This is a genomic window from Paenibacillus sp. FSL H8-0259, assembly GCF_037963255.1.
GTDB lineage: Bacteria > Bacillota > Bacilli > Paenibacillales > Paenibacillaceae > Paenibacillus_AQ > Paenibacillus_AQ phytohabitans.
The window spans coordinates 1,110,467-1,127,064 of record NZ_CP150147.1; the positions used below are offsets into that span (position 1 = coordinate 1,110,467).

Sequence of the window (16,598 nt, forward strand, 5' to 3'; positions counted from 1 at the left end):
CACATAGCGGAATCTCAGTCCGATTGGCCAGTGATTTCGCCTGATCTGACCAAATAACGGAATCTCAGTCCTCTTACTAGTCGAGGAGTGGCAAAGCCTTAGCAAGTCCCGCCGTCCCGCCAAGCCCCCGCTCTCGCAAGCCGCCAATCCCGCCAAGCCCCCGCTCTCGCAAGCCGCCAATCCCGCCAAGTCCCGCCAAATCCGGCAATCCCCGCCGTCCCGCTAAGCCGCAGCTCTCGCAAGCCGCAGCTCCCGCCAATCCCTCACCCATACTTTATGCTTCCGCTAACATCCACCCGCATTTGCCCAACGAGCGGTTTTGTACCTGTACACCCGGGCAAGAGCGGGTTTTAGCATACATAGCTGGCAAGCGAGGTTTTTACTGTAACCAATATTGTATATAATGGAAGCAATGCTTGATTTCGGAGGAGGTGCTTGGAGTGACGGAGACGGAACGGTTGAACGGGCCGGAGAATGTGGAGCAGCCGGGAGAGCGGGGAGGGCCTGGAAGGCGGGGGAAGCCGGAAAAGCGGAAGAAGCTTACGCTGGGCCGGGTCTTCCTGATTATTTTCCTATTGGGGCTTGCGGTTTATCACGTAGGTACGATTGTACAGATGTTCACCTCTTTCGAGGCAAGGGTGTCCAGCCGCATCAGCCTGCAGGATATCACCTCGATAGAAATTACCCGGTCTTTGCCGGAAACGGCTGATGACGTCGTGGTCACGGTGACCGATCCGGCAGAAATCGCGGGGATCATGAATGCTTTTGCCGGCGTGAAGTTAAGAAGCTCTTATGCTTCCCATGATTTCACCAGAAGCTACTGGATTCATATCGATGTGAACAAATACTACCGATTCTCGATTAGAGTGGATGACGCCAAGTATATCTCAATCGGTGACTCCTCCCGGCGAGACAAGTACAGCAGCGGATCTTTTAAAATCATCAACGATTATGACATCGGGTCGATCGACCGCCTGTTTCCGTGAGAATCCGCCGCTTCCGGTTGACTTGCGTAGGACCCGCCCCTATGATGATAAATAATATGTAACATTAGGCTCGTACACAGAGGAGAGAAACAGCATGGCTATGGAGATTGAACGCAAATTCCTGCTGCCGGAATACCCGGAGCGGCTTATTGAAGAAGGACAGCTGAAGGTGCTCACCCGGCACAGCATTGACCAGACGTATTTAGCGATTGAGGACGGGCAGGAGCTGCGGGTACGCAAAATTACCGACCTGGATACGGGCGAAGTTTCTTATACACATACGTTCAAGGATGGCAAAGGCATCAGCCGCCAAGAGATCGAATATTCCATTTCGGCAGGTTTATATAATCAGATGATCGAGGCTGTGAAAGCTGTAGCACTGGTCAAAACCCGCATCACAGGCGTATGGAACGGCACAACGGTGGAGATTGATCTCTATACTCAGCTGGAGCTTACGGTGCTGGAGGTTGAATTCGATTCGCTGGAGGAAGCGGAGAGCTTCATCGCCCCGGAATGGTTCGGCCAGGATGTCAGCACAGAGAAGAAGTACAGCAACAAAACCGTCTGGAAGCAGCTGCAGAACAAATAGTGTCCATAGGCATAATGCGGTGAATAGGATACGGGCGAAACTTCGCTTTATTTTAAAAATAACGCCAATAATTAACGGACTTTAACGCGTAAACGTGTTACTATGTAAAGTAAAATTAAGCACCATATAAGCCGAACTTAATAATGATGGCGAGTATTGTTATATGGTCAGTTAATATCAGCAGGTTAAATAAAGAGGGGTTCAGGAGGATGAGGCGGGTATGGAGTATGTAAGTACAAGAGGCAAGGTGGAAGCAAGAGGCTTTATTGACACGGTTCTGATGGGGCTGGCGGATGATGGCGGGTTGATGGTGCCTTTTCAGATTCCTAAGGTTTCCCCTGAAAAGCTTGAAGAATGGAGAAGCCTCAGCTTCCAGGAGCTGTTCCTTGAGATTTTCTCCTACTATACCAATGATGAAATTCCCTATGATGACTTGAAAGAAATGGTCTACACCAGCTACGGCAATTTCCGCGCTCCGGAAGTCACGCCGCTGCACAAAGTAAACGACTCCCTGTATGTGCTGGAGCTGTTCCACGGGCCTACGTTTGCCTTCAAGGATGTGGCGCTGCAGTTCATGGGTGAGCTGTATTCCTATATTGCCAAGGTACGGGGCGAAATTATCCATATTCTCGGCGCAACCTCGGGCGATACCGGAGCGGCTGCAATCCAGGGCGTACGCGGCAAGGAAGGCATCAAAATCTGTATTCTCCATCCGCATGGCAAGGTCAGCAAGGTGCAGGAGCTGCAAATGACGACCGTGGATGACAGCAACGTGCTGAACCTGTCCGTAGAGGGTAACTTCGACGATTGCCAGAAGATCATCAAGGAGCTGTTCGCCGACCTCGACTTCAAGGGACGGTATCACCTGCGGGCGATCAACTCGATCAACTTCGTGCGTATTCTGGCGCAGACGGTCTATTATTTCTATGCCTACCTGCAGCTTCCGGAGAGTGACAAGAAGAAGGTGAATATCAGCGTGCCTTCGGGGAACTTCGGCAATATTTTCTCAGGCTTCCTGGCGCAGAAAATGGGGCTGCCGATCCACAAGCTGATCATCGCCACCAATGAGAACAACATTCTCGAACGGTTCGTGTTAACCGGCGAATACAAACCGGGCAGCTTCACGGGCACCTACAGCCCGTCAATGGATATCCAGGTAGCAAGCAACTTCGAGCGTTATCTGTATTATTTGCTCGGTGAGGATACAGTGAAGCTGTCCGGATATATGGCTGCGTTGCAGAGTGAGGGCGCCATCACGGTTGACGGCGAACTGTTTGCCCGGGTGCAGGCCGACTTCTCGGCGCTGGGTGTCAAGAATGCGGAATGCCTTGCGACGATCAGCAAATACGAGCAGGAATCCGGCTATCTGCTGGACCCGCATACGGCATGCGGGGTTGCGGCTTACGAGAAATTCAGCGCCCCGGGTGAGACAAGCATCGCCTTCGCGACAGCGCATCCGGCCAAGTTCGACGAGGCGATTGCCCTGACCGGCATCAAGCAGGAATTCCCGGCGCAGATTGCTGCCCTGTTCGAGCTACCGCAGCATCAGGTTGTGGTCGATCATGATAAGGCGGAGATTGTGCGCCAGCTGCAGGCTTTTTACGGTTAAAAAGGTTCGGGGGTCTATACAGGTCCCGCTCCCTGAATAGGGATAGTACAGCCCCCGCTCTTCTGGAGCGGGGGCTGTTTATGTTCTGTGCTTAGTGTCTTGTAACGAATAGTGCTATAGCCGCCGCGCTGCATCAATGCTGCGGCTAGTCTCGGGGAGACTCTATATAGTTATGAAATCCGGCCAGGCAGCTTCCTGGCTGAGTAAGAGCGTGGGCGTGTGTATGAGTAAGAGGAGGGGGATGGGTAAGAGTGTGCGTGTGTATGAGTAAGGGTAAGCGCATCGCCCATCAAGCCAGAGTTAGCAGCAGAGCGCACCGCCCAGCAAACTTGCTTGGCAGCCTTCGCCGCCTGTCAAGCCAGCATTGGCAGCGCCCCGCCCATCAAGCCAGAGTTAGCAGCAGCTCCTCGCCACCCGGCCAATATACCGGGCCTTCCCTTACCGCAAAGGCAGCGCCTCCTGCTGCGCTTGCTGCTCCCGGGCCTTCTCGCAGAAATCGGCGATTTTGTAGGAAACGTAGTAGGCGAGCATTTTCTCAGAATCGCTGAAGCCGGTCTCCAGCAGTCTGCTGATCTGGTCGAGCTTGTACCGGAGGGTATTCCGGTGAATGTACAGCTCTTCGGAAGCGAGCTGCATATTGCGGTTATGCTTGAGATAGATGTAGAAGGTGTGGTACAGGCTGGACTGATGGGCGGCATCGTATTCCTTCAGCTTCCGGAGCTCCGGATGGCGGTAGCGCTGCTCCCCGCCTGACAGCACCTCTGCAGGCAGCAGCTCGTAGAGCTGGACATCGGCATAATAGGTCAATTGGCGTTCCGGGCAGAGAATCCGGCCGATCCGGATAGCGCTCTGCGCCTGAAGATAGTGCAGTCTGCACTGATTGAGACTGGAGAATATGCTGCTGATTCCCAGACTGACTCCGGTCTGGCCGAGGAATTCCTGCAGCGGCCCGAAGGCGAGCTCCCGGGAGAGGCTGCCGTTATGAATCAGCACAATCCGTCCCTCATAATAGGCGCAGGGACTGCCGGGAAATAAAAGTTGCAAGCGCTCTCTTAAATAGTCATCATAACGCCCCGAATCGACGTATCCGGTCAGATCGAACAGCAGCACAAGCAGGTCCTTCCCGAGCCTTAAGTCAGCTGACTGCAGCCGCTCCTGAAGGGTATTGCTGTCCTGCAGCTGCAGCTCCAGCAGCCCGCAGATGATATCCTCTACTTTTATATTCTTGGCGTTCCGGTAGTAGCTGCTCTTGCCCATTTCTTCGGCAAGCACGGTGGCGGTGAGGGACAGCAGTTCACTGTCTATGGGCCGAAAGGGATGTTTGCAGCCCAGGAGCAGCACATTGCCGATTGGTTTGCCGCCTACTTTTATTTTGGAGATCAGCTTGGTGTTGGAGGTTTCTTCACAGGCCACTTCGTAGGAAGCATCGCTCTGCTTGCCCCGCCGGACACTCTCCATTCTGTTTACAGCCGCAATGAAATCATAAGAGCAGTACCCCTTGCGGATGTTCTCGCTCCAGATGTAATCATCGATATCCTCACGCCCGGAATGGGCGACAATTCTGAAGCTAGCGTCAAAAACAATCACGGGATTGTGCAGCAGTCCTGCAGCTGTCTGTACAATGCCGGCAAGGCCGGCCCCTGAGATGTATGCCGTGAATAAGGCTGCGGTGAAATGCTCGGTTTCGAGTCTGTCACGCTGCGGTTCATTTAAGGAAATATCCATTGGTATCGCCCCCTTATTATCATAGTGCACTGTGCACTATAAAGAAGTGATTTTTGGCGCTTGTAAATATATTCACAAAGTCTCGGCGGACTTACACTAAGGGTGGAGGTGCTGAGCAGATGAAATACGAGAAACTGTTTGCAGCAGGAAGAATAGGACGCCTTGAGCTGAAGAACCGGATTGTGATGCCTGCTATGGGCACATCACTGGCTGCGGCCAGCGGCGAAGCCTCGGATGAGATGATTGCTTACTATGAAGAACGTGCTGCAGGGGGCTGCGGTCTGATTATTACGGAAATTACCCGTGTAGACAACGAGACGGGAGTGGGCACACCCAATCAGCTGAACGCAAGCGATCTGCTGTATGTTCCCCGCCTGGAAAAGCTGGCCAGGGCTGTACACCGCCATGACAGCCGGATATTCCTACAACTCCAGCATCCGGGCCGGCAGAATCATGGCCGACTGATCGGCGGCAAGCAGATTGTCGCCCCGAGTGCAGTCATGTCCTCAGCCATCGGTGAAATGCCCCGGGAGCTGGCGACAGAGGAAGTGGAAGTGCTGGTGGGCAAATTCGTCTTCGGGGCGTACATTGCCCAGCTGGCAGGAATCGACGGGGTTGAAATTCACGGCGCCCACGGCTATCTGATCGGTCAATTTCTCAGCCCGCTGACCAATCTGCGGACCGACAAATACGGCGGAGCACTGGAAGGCCGGATGCGGTTCCTGTGCGAGATTGTGCAGGGGATCAAGAAGACCTGCGGAGCAGGCTTCCCGGTCTCTGTGCGGATTGACGGGGATGAATTCGTGCCGGGCGGGATTACGCTCGAAGAAGCGCTGCTTACCGCGCAGCAGCTGGAGAAGCTCGGTGTGGACTGCATTAATGTAAGCGCCGGCACTTATGAGTCGTCGAATACGATTATCGAGCCGATCTCCTATCCGCAGGGCTGGAAGAAGCATCTTGCCGCCGCAATGAAGCGGGCCGTGCAGATTCCGGTCATCGCCTGTGATGTGATCCGCAAACCGGACTTTGCCGAGAGTCTGCTGGAAGAAGGCAATACCGATTTCGTGGCGCTTGGCAGAGCATTGCTGGCTGATCCGCAGTGGGGCAATAAGGCGGCGGAAGGCCGGGAGGCAGAGATCAGAACCTGTATCTCCTGCCTGTATTGCATCCAGGAAGTGATGGAGTGCAAGGTGATCAAGTGTGCGGTCAATGCCAGGGCAGGCCGGGAGCTGGAATTCCCTGAGCCGGAGCAGGACGGAGACGGCAGAGTCGTGGCTGTGGTCGGCGGCGGACCGGCAGGCATGGAGGCGGCGCGGGTTCTGGCGCAGCGGAAGTTCAAGCCTGTACTGTTCGAAGCGCGCGATGTGCTGGGCGGCAGTGTGGAGCTGGGCAGCCGTCCGCCGCTGAAGGAGAAGCTGAACTGGTTCCTGGACAGCATGGAGCATCAGCTGGAACAGCTGCATGTGGATGTGCGGCTGTCAGAGAAGCCAACGCTGGAGGAGCTGCAGGCGCTTGACCCGTACGCGGTATTCGTAGCTGCCGGGGCCCGGCCAATTGTTCCGGCAATCCCCGGAGTGACTGGTGAGCATGTCAGCACAGTGGTGGATGTGCTCAGCGGGGCGGCAGTAATCAGGGATAAGCGGGCTGTGGTAATTGGATCAGGAATGACAGGTCTGGAGACGGCGGAATATCTGGCTGAACAGGGGAATCAGGTCACTGTGGTGGAGATGCAGCCAAGGGTCGGACCCGATGCCTATCTGCCGAACCTGATCGATATCGTCACCCGGCTGAAGAAGAACGGTGTACAGCTGCTGGCCTCAACGAAGCTGGTGGAGGTGCGGGAGGGTGCTGTAGTGCTGGAGAATGTATCAACGGGTGATATTTCCGTTCAGGATACCGATGCCGTAGTTCTGTCCATCGGTGTTAAGCCGGAACGCGGTTTCGTGGATGAGCTTAAGCGGGCGATGCCGCAGGTGAAGGTGCTTGGCGACGCCGCGAAGCCGGGCAGAATTGGCCAGGCCATCCAGTCCGGCTTCGAGACCGCTTATGTGCTGAAGTAATACCAATTCGAGGAGGGATCATGTATGGGGAGTTTTGTGAAAAGCCTGGCCGATATCCGGCAGTACGGAGGCAAACCGACGACCTTTTATGATGCGGAGATGCTGACGGTCTACTGGGAGACGAAGCCGGAGATTATTGAACGGCTGCTGCCGAAGCCGCTGAAGCCTGCGGGCCGGCCGCTGGTGAATGCCTTTATAGCCGATTACCCGGCAACGAATTTCTGTCCGCCTTACCGTGAAGCCGGATTGTTCGTGCTGGCCGATTACAACGGGGAGCTGGGCAACTATTGCCTGTCGATGCCGATCACCAGCGACATTGGCATGGCGATGGGCCGTGAGGTGTGCGGGCTGCCGAAGAAGATGGCGGATGTCCGCATGCAGGTAGAAGGTGACTCCATCAGCGGCTCGATCGGCCGGCAGGGGATTGATTTTTTCAGCATACACGCTCAAATGGGTGAAGTCTTCAATGATCCTGAAGCTGAAGGGATTCTGGAGCAATTCTACGGCAAGGACATCCCGCTGTACAATATCAAATATTCCAATGCGGTGGACGGAAACGGGTTCGACCTTATGCCAATCCTCGTGACCCAGCGTCTGGTCAGCGACGTCAAGGTGTATAAAGCTGCGGAAGCATCGGTTATGTTCCAGGAATCCCCGCATGATCCGTGGAGTGAGCTTGAAGTCGTTAAGATGCTGGGAGCCGTCTATACCGTCAGTACCAATGTGCTGGAGAAGGGTAAGGTGCTGGAACCGCTCCATCCGATGGAGTTCCTGCCCTACTGCTATCTCCGCTGGGACTGGTGGGAGAACAAGCTGCAGCCTGAGACTGCGGAGAGCTCTTTATAAAAGGAAACATTGGTGCAGGTACAAAGACGGAGACATTCATGGTTATAGCCTAATCTGACAAATTTGAGGAGGATTATGATGATCAACCTTTTTGATTTAACAGGCAAGACAGCCATTATTGCCGGTGCGTCCAGCGGAATCGGTGTGCAGTTCGCTGACATGCTGGCTGATCAGGGTGCGGATGTGGCCATACTGGCCAGACGATACGACAAGCTGTCAGCAGTGGCCGAAGAGCTTCGCGCCAAATATCCGGAGCGGCGGATTATCCCTGTTGAATGTGATGTTAGAAAAGAAGATGAGATTATCGCCGCAGTCTCTAAGGTGATGGAGACTTTTGGCCAAATTGATATTCTGGTGAACAACGCCGGTGTGGTGGACTCTGTGCCGATTGATGCGCTGGAGGAAGAAGCCTGGGACCGCGTTCTCGATACGGATCTGAAGGGTGTCTTCCTGATGTCGAAGCATGTCATCCGCCACATGAAGGAACGCAAATACGGCAAAATCATCAATACCGCCTCCATGCTGGGCCTCACGGCATCGGCTTCGATTCCTACCCATTCCTACAATGCGGCCAAAGGCGGAGTGATCCACCTGACCCGGGGTGTGGCGGCTACGTATGCCAAGCACGGCATTACTGTGAATGCGATCGGCCCCAGCCTGTTCCATAGCGAGATGACGGAGAACACATTGTTCACCGAGCAGGCGCTGCGGATGTACAACGCGGTCTGTCCGATGGGCCGGCCCGGCAATCCGGGGGAGCTGAACGGGGCGGTGCTGTATTTTGCCTCGGATGCCTCCAGCTACACTACCGGTCAGACTCTGTTTGTAGACGGCGGCTGGACGATTGTATAGAAGCTGCATCGTATAGAAGCTGTATAAAAGATTGCATAAACACTGCATAAACATTGCATATTAGACGAAGCGCCTGCATTTATGCAGGTGCTTTTTTTCACAAGCGGAATCTAGCGGAATTTGTCGGAAATTACGGCTGAAAAGTGGACATACCTACCACGGAATGAGAAAATAGCAGTTATAGATCAGTATGACATGCTGAAACCCTTCTGCTGTCCTGAGTAAGGATGGGATAGGCTCGGCGGTAAATAGAAGGATATTTAATTGTGTTCGGATATATAGTCTTATATTTATAAAAAAGGACGGGATCATTCATGACAATTCGTTTCGGGGTCGTAGGCACTAACTGGATTACTGACCGCTTCGTTCAAGCCGGACTGGAGAATGAGGAATTTATCCTCACAGCCGTGTATTCCCGTACAGAGGAGAAGGGACGGGCTTTTGCCGCAAAATATGCAGGAGCTTCGATCTATACGGATCTGGAGGAGATGGTATCCGGCGCAGAGGTGGACGCGGTCTATATCGCCAGCCCCAATTCGATGCATGCGGAGCAGTCCTTAATCTGTCTGAACCATGGCAAGCATGTCATTTGCGAGAAGCCGGCTGCCTCTAACAGCACAGAGCTGAAGGCAATGATTAACGCGGCGCGCAGCAATGATGTGCTGCTGATGGAAGCGATGAAATCAACCTTTATGCCGAATTTTGGCGTAATCCGGGATAATTTATATAAGCTGGGTCAAGTGCGGCGATATTTCGCCGGTTATTGTCAATACTCATCGAGATACGATGCTTACCGCCAGGGCACGGTGCTGAACGCCTTCAATCCGGAATATTCGAACGGCTCGCTGATGGACCTGGGCATCTATTGCCTGTATCCCATGGTGGCGTTGTTCGGCAAGCCGGACTCGGTGAAGGCAGTGGGCATGATGCTCTCCTCCGGAGTGGACGGCGAAGGCAGTATGGTAATGCGTTATCCGGATATGGATGCCGTGGTCATGCATTCCAAGATCGCCGACTCTTATCTGCCGGCTGAGATTCAGGGTGAGAACGGGACGATGGTCATCGACAAGATCAACCAGCCCTATCAGGTCAAAATCCATTACCGTGACGGCACCATCGAAGAGCTTACGCTGCCGCAGGTGTTCGAGCCGATGTATTATGAGATTCAGGAGTTCATTCATCTCTTGAAGAGCGGCCAGCGGGAGAGCGGAACTAACAGTCATGCCAATTCATTGGCGGTTGCCGAGCTGATGGAGGAAGCAAGAAGCCAGATCGGCCTGCGCTACGCCTCGGATCTATAGCTGTACGGGCATGTACGGCCTGAATTAGGATGTACGACTGGAAAAGGGGAGCGGAACTTGAAGACTTTCAAAAAGGTATACATCGAGATTACAAGCGTCTGCAACCTGGCCTGCAGCTTCTGTCCGCCAACCGAGCGGCAGAAGAATTTCATGAAGCTGGAGACGTTCAATACCATACTCGATGAGATTAAACCGCATAGCAATCATATCTACCTGCATGTCAAAGGCGAGCCGCTGCTCCATCCGAAGCTCGGCGAGCTGCTGGATGCAGCGCATGCCAAAGGCTTCAAGGTCAACATCACGACCAACGGCACGCTGATCCATAAGGCGGGGCCGAAGCTGCTGGGCAAGCCGGCATTGCGGCAGATGAACTTCTCGCTGCACAGCTTCGACGGCCATGCGGGCTCCGAGAACCGCGAAGGTTATGTGTCGGAGATTATCAGTTTCGTCCGGGAGATCTCTGCCCAGGGCGTCATTGTCTCGTTCCGGCTGTGGAACCTGACGGAGGACAACCGGACGAATCTGGAGAAAAGCCGCAACCGCGAGACGCTCGCTCTGCTGGAGGAGGCCTTCGGGCTCGACTTCCGGATCGAAGAGAAGGTTGTCCCCGGCAGCGGGGTGAAGATTGCCCCGCGTGTCTATCTGAACCAGGACCACGAGTTCAGATGGCCGGCTCTGCACGAGCCGGAGGACGACGGCAAGGGCTTCTGCCATGCGCTGCGCAGCCAGGCGGCGGTGCTGGTGGACGGCACGGTTGTGCCGTGCTGCCTCGATGGCGAAGGGGTAATCAACCTTGGCAACATTCACGAGAAGCCGTTCTCCGAGATTGTTGAGGGTGAGCGGGCGAACAACCTGTTCTATGGCTTCTCCCGCCGGGAGGCAGTCGAGGAGCTGTGCCGCAAATGCGGGTACCGGCAGCGGTTCGGAACTTAGCGGGTTAGCGGGTGCTGGTGAATACAGGAAGCTGCCGCAGGGGAAGTTAAGCTTATTTCTGAATATCATTACAGGCCGGACAATGCGAAAAGAGGGAACGGATGCCTACTATACTTGTTGCAGACGACGATGCGAACATCCGCGAACTCGTCTGCCTATTTCTGCGTAATGATGGATACACAACAGCTGAAGCCGCGGACGGCAAGGAAGCACTGGAGGTCTATGCCAGAGAGCATGTCGATCTTGTCGTGCTCGATATTATGATGCCGGTGATGGACGGCTGGACGCTATGTAAGGAGCTTAGAAAAGCCGATCCCGATCTTCCGCTGCTGATGCTGACGGCCAGAGGCGAGACATGGGAGAAGGTGAAGGGGTTCGAGCTGGGCACGGATGATTATCTGACCAAGCCGTTCGATCCGCTGGAGCTGACGGTCCGCGTCAGGGCGCTGCTCAAACGGTACCGGATTGGCAGCGCACAGATGATCCGGATCGGCAACACTACCCTTGACCGGCAGACTTACAAGGTAATCAGCGGGACGGAATCGCTGTCGCTGCCGCTCAAGGAGTTCGAACTGCTGTACAAGCTTGCCGGGACACCCGGACAAGTCTATACGCGTGAGCAGCTGATCGATCAGATCTGGGGAATTGATTATCCCGGGGATGACCGGACGGTAGATGTGCATATCAAGCGGCTGCGGGAACGGTTTACGGCTACACCTGATTTTCGCATCGAGACTGTGCGCGGGCTGGGCTACCGGCTTGAGGTTACCGAATGATCAAATCCTTATATACCCGGGTTGTCCTGACCTTCCTGGTCTCCGTAATCGGGGGTACGGTCATCTCCTTTTTTATGGCCACTTGGCTATTCCGGGATAAATTGAACGAGAATATGCAAATCCCTTTGTTGCACTTCGGGAAGGACATCGTCCGGATCTACGACACCTTTCCGCTGGCAGAAGCGGATGCGTTCGTACGCGGAATAAACCAGCTCTCATCCTACCATATCCGTATTTATGAAGAGACAGGCCAGTTTCAGTCTTACGGGGAGCTTAACGGAAATAAGCCGGCTAGAGTGACTATGGAGCAAGTGAGGCAAGTATTGGCCGGGGACATTGTTCAAGTCAATCCGAGCAGGGTATCCACTATTCTTCTGGGGCTGCCGCTCCCGACGGATGCAGGAACGAAAGCGCTGTTTGTAGAATCCACCGGTCCCCCGTCCACCCCTTTTTTGCTGAAATGGCTTCTGAACTTTTCGCTCTATTCGCTAGGATCAGGAAGTCTTGTGATTCTGGTGGCTGCTATGTTCCTCGTCCGGCCGATCAAAAAGCTGACCACCGCGACCCGGCGGATCGCAGCCGGAGACTTCAATGTGAAGCTGAATATTAAGCAGAAGGGTGAGCTTGGTACTTTGGCGCGCAGCTTCGAAGAGATGATGCGTGATCTGCAGCAACTGGAGCAGATGCGCAGGGAATTCGTCACCAATGTGTCGCATGAGGTTCAGTCACCGCTGACCTCCATATCCGGGTATGCGCTGGCGCTTAAGCAGATGAATATCCCGGAGGGCGAGCGGAACCGTTATCTGGATATTATCATCAGCGAAGCGGAGCGGATGTCCAAGATGAGCGACAGTCTGCTGAAGCTGAGTCTGCTTGAATCGCAGTCACAGCAGCTCCAGCTCACCACGTTCAGCCTGGATGAACAGATCAGACGGGTGATCGTGGCACTCCAGCCGCAATGGTCGGCCCGCAGCATCAGCTTCGAGCTTCATCTGAAGGCCGTCCGGCTGACGGCTGACCATGATCAATTCAATCAGGTGTGGACGAATCTGCTTGGGAACAGCATCAAATTCTCCAGGGATGGCGGTGTGATCAGCGTCAGTATTAAGCAAGATTATAAGAACGTGACCGTGCGGATATCCGACACGGGCATCGGGATCTTGCCTGAGGACCAGAAGCGGATCTTCGAACGGTTCTTCAAGGCCGACCGTTCCCACAGCCGCCAGTATAACGGAAGCGGTATGGGACTGGCCATTGTTAAGCAAATCGTCTTGCTCCATCAAGGTGATATCCGGGTGGAGAGTGAGCCGGGACGGGGCGCGAGCTTCATTGTCACCCTGCCGGTATCTGCACCGGCGGATTAGTCTGTTCATGCTGAGGCAACCTGCTCAAGCTTTGGCTTGTGCAGGTTGCCTCAGCTTTTTTTCATTGACTGGAAAATCATGCTACTCGTCTATTGTGGATAATATGTGCATAATATTGTGGATAAGTTACATTGGAATTTGGAGCAGGAACCGTCTATAGAGGACGAATTAGTGCTTGTGACCGGAATTCCACTGATTCCGCCGAAAGTGAGCGGCATGGGTAAATTAAAGGGATAAATCCCTCTGGTTCCGCCGTAAGTGAGCGGCATGGGGAAATTAAAGGGATAAATCCCTCTAAATCCACCGAAAGTGGGCGGCACGGGGAAATTAAAGGGATAAATCCCTCTAAATCCGCCGAAAGTGAGCGGCATGGGGAAATTTAAGGGATAAATCCCTCTGATTCCGCCGAAAGTGGGCGACATGGAGAAATTAAAGGGATAAATCCCTCTGAATCTGCCGAAAGTGAGCGGCATGGGTAAATTAAAGGGATAAATCCCTCTGAATTCGCCGAAAGTGGGCGGCACGGGGAAATTAAAGGGATAAATCCCTCTGAATCCGCCGAAAGTGGGCGGCAAGCAGGAATGAGGGTCAGAAGTACCCCTGAATCCGCCGAAAGTGGGCGGCAAGCGGGAATGAGGGTCAGAAGTGCCCCTGAATCTGCCGAAAGTGAGCGGCAAGAGGAAATGAGGGTCAGAAGTGCCCCTGATTCACCCATAAAGGTGATTTTGTTCAAATATAAGAATTTATATGTTTCGCACGGTAACTTATCCTTCTATTGCTCGCTGAAACACCCCGTCCTTATAGGACGGCGTAGCCGTTTCCACTTGTATGCAGCTGTTCATATTCAGTTCATATTGCCGTCACGGGGAGTACATCTTCATTGTGTAAGCTTACCTTATTGGTTCGTAAGGATCTTAATCAAACGATAAGGACAGGTGCATGTATAATGAAAAAATGGCTTAGGGTTACGCTTAAATCTATTGCGGCCATAATGATCGCCATAGTGCTTTTTTTAGCTGTTGTGTTTGTAGTGAATATTATCAGCAGCAAATCGGAGCAGGGGAAAATTGAGTCTTACGGCCAGCTGGTGCCTGTAGACGGCAAAAAGATGAATGTACTGATTCAAGGGACGGGCGAGGAAACTGTGGTGCTGCTGCCTGGTTATGGCACGGGCGCTCCGGCACTGGATTTCAAACCTCTGATCGATGAGCTGTCTCCGCATTACACGGTAGTAGCGGTTGAGCCGTTCGGCTATGGATTAAGTGATGGAACCGATAAGGAACGGACTAACGATAATATTGCCAGTGAAATTCATGAGGCATTGCAGCAGCTGGGTATTAACCGTTACACGCTGATGGGGCATTCCATTGCCGGCATATACGGACTGGATTATGTGAACAAGTACACAGACGAAGTGACTGCTTTTGTCGGAATCGACAGCAGTGTGCCGACACAAGGCGGGATGGATGCTGAAATGCCCATCGGACTGTTTAAGTTTCTGGACAACTCAGGTCTGATGAGAATGCTCAAGAAGCTGAGCGGTGACCCGTATGCCGGACTGCCATATGATGATCAGATCAAGCAGCAGATGAAAATGATCTCGAATAAAAACTCCAGCAACGATACTACTATGAATGAAATGAAACATTTCAATGATAACTTTACAGCGGCTCAGGCTTTGGCATTCCCTAAGGAGCTCCCGCTGCTCCTCTTCATACAGGCTAATAATACAGATGTTGATGGCTGGCAGACGCTGCATGAAGGGCAAGTGAAGGATTCTGTGCACGGCAAACTGATCCCGCTTGAAGGGGAGCATTACCTACACCACACCCTGTCTAAAGAGATCGTTCAGGATTATAAGGCGTTCATGGAACAGATTAAATAATAGAAGCTTTGCGCTAAATTCTGGTAAACAGAAACAGCGGCAGCCCGGGACAACAGGTCCTGGATTGCCGCTGTTTTGTGATTTTAGTTGTAGTTAGCTTAGTTGATTATTTACGGGATTAAGAAACCTGGCAAGCTTCTCTTTATAGGCTTCAATGTCATGAAAAGTCTGAAGCAGCCATATATCATTACCACCTTTAGATGGAGGTCTGAGCGGACTGAGATTCCCTTATTTCTCCAAAAAACCTCATAATAAGGCTGAAACGGACTGAGATTCCGTTATGTTGTTCTTTTGAGCTTAAAAGGAGGATGATTAGGAGACTTAGCGGAATCTCAGTCCGAATCCCCCGCAATATCCCCAGATCGTGCAGGATAGAGGAATCTCAGTCCGTTTCACAGCTGGATGGGCCATGAGGCCCCGCCGAAGTTCCAGTGGTAGAATGGCTAGCTCCATGCGCAGCCGCTAAGCTCCCTCTTGATTTACCCGTAGTAATTATGTTCGGCAACATACGCCCGGCTTACCTTCCTCAGTCCCTGACAATAAGATCTGCCTGAATCAGGATCTTCTCATAGCTTGTACCCGGATTCAGGATTCTCCACAGCATATGATCTACAGCTCTTGTACCGAGCAGCTGCTTGTTTACATTAACGGTTGCCAGGAACGGCAGGTTGGGGTGCGTATTATCGAAACCGGTAAACACCAGATTGTCAGGAACGGGCATACCCATAATCTCCATCGTCTCCAGGGCGAACAAAGCGTAGATATCATTAGCACATACAAAAACCTCGGGCAGACCGTGTTCGGTAACAGCCGCAGTGAAGGTTTCCCGGAAATTATCAATTTCCGGCCCGTTAAGGGAAGGGTTCTGCTTAAGTTCGATCTCGTTATCCTCAAGTGAGGCCCGGAAGACCAGGAACCGTTCATAGAAGCTCTGGGCATCACGGATGTTGCCGAGGAACTGGTAGTTGCGGTAGCCCTTTTTGATGACAAGGTTCATCAGTTCTCTCATGCAGGACAGATTATCGGTAAAGATAGAATCGCACGGAAAGCTGGGATCGTAGTGATCCACCATCATGACCGGAATGCCGAGACTCCTGATCTCTGCCAGAATCGGTGTGGAAATGGAGCCGACTGTAATGACCCCCATGATGGCCTCGGGATTGAGGAGCGAGAACATTGAATCATCTTTGGGCTCTGTCAGCGTTAGCACATTAATGCCCCGCTGATCCAGCCGGGTAGAGATGCCGTTGAACAGCGGGCCCCAATATAAGGAGTCCGGATTCTGGTAGCGGATGTTGGGAAATAAGATCAGAATGGTTCCCGACCATTTGCGGGCATCCAGATCAATAAGCTCACCCGGAGGCTGCGCAGCGGTTGAGTCTTTAAAGTATCCGAGCTGCCCTGCGGCTTTGAAAATCATATCTCTGGTCTGTGTGCTTACACCGGGTTTGCCGGATAATGCCCGTGACACTGCAAATTTAGATAGCCCCGTAAAATCTGCTATGGATTGGATAGTTACTTTACGCCGCATGAAATCATCCTACTTTAGTCAGTTTATTTAGTCTCTTCAGAAGAACTACATTCCAATTTTACATGAAGAAGAGTAGACTAACACTTGTTTTTTTTAGTTTTCTGAAAATGGTTTTGCCTATGAATCTATCTGTTATTATGA

At 52.8% G+C, this 16,598-nt stretch carries 14 protein-coding genes; 11 read left to right on the forward strand and 3 right to left on the reverse strand.

The genetic code is table 11. The features are described 5' to 3' along the window. Positions 1 to 76 precede the first annotated feature (76 nt). Positions 77 to 271, reverse strand: a complete 195-nt coding sequence (locus NSU01_RS04755; protein ID WP_076247248.1) for a hypothetical protein — start codon at positions 269 to 271, stop codon at positions 77 to 79. A 169-nt stretch (positions 272 to 440) separates the two neighbouring features. On the opposite strand from NSU01_RS04755, the gene NSU01_RS04760 reads away from it, so the two are divergent. From NSU01_RS04760 to thrC, 3 genes are all read left to right on the forward strand, one after another. After that, entirely contained in the window at positions 441 to 986 is a 546-nt protein-coding gene (locus NSU01_RS04760) for a hypothetical protein (RefSeq protein WP_042133741.1), read from the forward strand. Positions 987 to 1,080: 94 nt separating this feature from the next. Continuing rightward, complete coding sequence (locus NSU01_RS04765) at positions 1,081 to 1,575, forward strand: CYTH domain-containing protein (RefSeq protein WP_042133743.1); 495 nt, start codon at positions 1,081 to 1,083, stop codon at positions 1,573 to 1,575. 220 nt (positions 1,576 to 1,795) lie between these two features. After that, the gene (thrC, locus tag NSU01_RS04770) at positions 1,796 to 3,184 is read left to right on the forward strand and encodes a threonine synthase (protein WP_076247246.1); all 1,389 of its coding nucleotides are present in this window, start codon (positions 1,796 to 1,798) and stop codon (positions 3,182 to 3,184) included. Between the two features lie 438 nt (positions 3,185 to 3,622). Here the strand turns inward: thrC and NSU01_RS04775 are convergent, their stop codons facing one another. Next, positions 3,623 to 4,909 carry a helix-turn-helix domain-containing protein gene (locus tag NSU01_RS04775; RefSeq protein ID WP_076247244.1) on the reverse strand — a complete coding sequence of 429 codons (1,287 nt, stop codon included), beginning with the start codon at positions 4,907 to 4,909 and terminating at the stop codon, positions 3,623 to 3,625. Between the two features lie 119 nt (positions 4,910 to 5,028). Here NSU01_RS04775 and NSU01_RS04780 point away from each other — a divergent pair, with 119 nt between their 5' ends. The 8 genes from NSU01_RS04780 to NSU01_RS04815 all read left to right on the forward strand — a co-directional run bounded on the left by NSU01_RS04780 (position 5,029) and on the right by NSU01_RS04815 (position 14,926). Continuing rightward, entirely contained in the window at positions 5,029 to 6,969 is a 1,941-nt protein-coding gene (locus NSU01_RS04780) for an NAD(P)/FAD-dependent oxidoreductase (protein WP_076247241.1), read from the forward strand. A gap of 24 nt (positions 6,970 to 6,993) precedes the next feature. Then, positions 6,994 to 7,815, forward strand: a complete 822-nt coding sequence (locus tag NSU01_RS04785; protein ID WP_083705687.1) for an acetoacetate decarboxylase family protein — start codon at positions 6,994 to 6,996, stop codon at positions 7,813 to 7,815. Between the two features lie 75 nt (positions 7,816 to 7,890). Then, a complete protein-coding gene (locus tag NSU01_RS04790; protein WP_336102344.1) occupies positions 7,891 to 8,667 on the forward strand; it encodes a glucose 1-dehydrogenase in 777 nt (258 codons plus the stop codon). 314 nt (positions 8,668 to 8,981) lie between these two features. After that, positions 8,982 to 9,968 (forward strand): Gfo/Idh/MocA family oxidoreductase, encoded by a 987-nt coding sequence (locus NSU01_RS04795; RefSeq protein WP_042133752.1) that lies wholly within the window; start codon positions 8,982 to 8,984, stop codon positions 9,966 to 9,968. Positions 9,969 to 10,025: 57 nt separating this feature from the next. Further along, entirely contained in the window at positions 10,026 to 10,901 is an 876-nt protein-coding gene (locus NSU01_RS04800) for a radical SAM/SPASM domain-containing protein (protein WP_042133754.1), read from the forward strand. Positions 10,902 to 11,002: 101 nt separating this feature from the next. Further along, positions 11,003 to 11,677 (forward strand): response regulator transcription factor, encoded by a 675-nt coding sequence (locus NSU01_RS04805; RefSeq protein WP_042133756.1) that lies wholly within the window; start codon positions 11,003 to 11,005, stop codon positions 11,675 to 11,677. After that, complete coding sequence (locus NSU01_RS04810; protein ID WP_076247239.1) at positions 11,674 to 13,041, forward strand: HAMP domain-containing sensor histidine kinase; 1,368 nt, start codon at positions 11,674 to 11,676, stop codon at positions 13,039 to 13,041. Before NSU01_RS04805 ends, NSU01_RS04810 begins: the two co-directional genes overlap by 4 nt. Before the next feature lie 946 nt (positions 13,042 to 13,987). Then, complete coding sequence (locus tag NSU01_RS04815) at positions 13,988 to 14,926, forward strand: alpha/beta hydrolase (protein WP_076247236.1); 939 nt, start codon at positions 13,988 to 13,990, stop codon at positions 14,924 to 14,926. Between the two features lie 526 nt (positions 14,927 to 15,452). Here the strand turns inward: NSU01_RS04815 and NSU01_RS04820 are convergent. After that, positions 15,453 to 16,457, reverse strand: a complete 1,005-nt coding sequence (locus NSU01_RS04820) for a LacI family DNA-binding transcriptional regulator (RefSeq protein ID WP_076247234.1) — start codon at positions 16,455 to 16,457, stop codon at positions 15,453 to 15,455. Between the last annotated feature and the right edge of the window lie 141 nt (positions 16,458 to 16,598).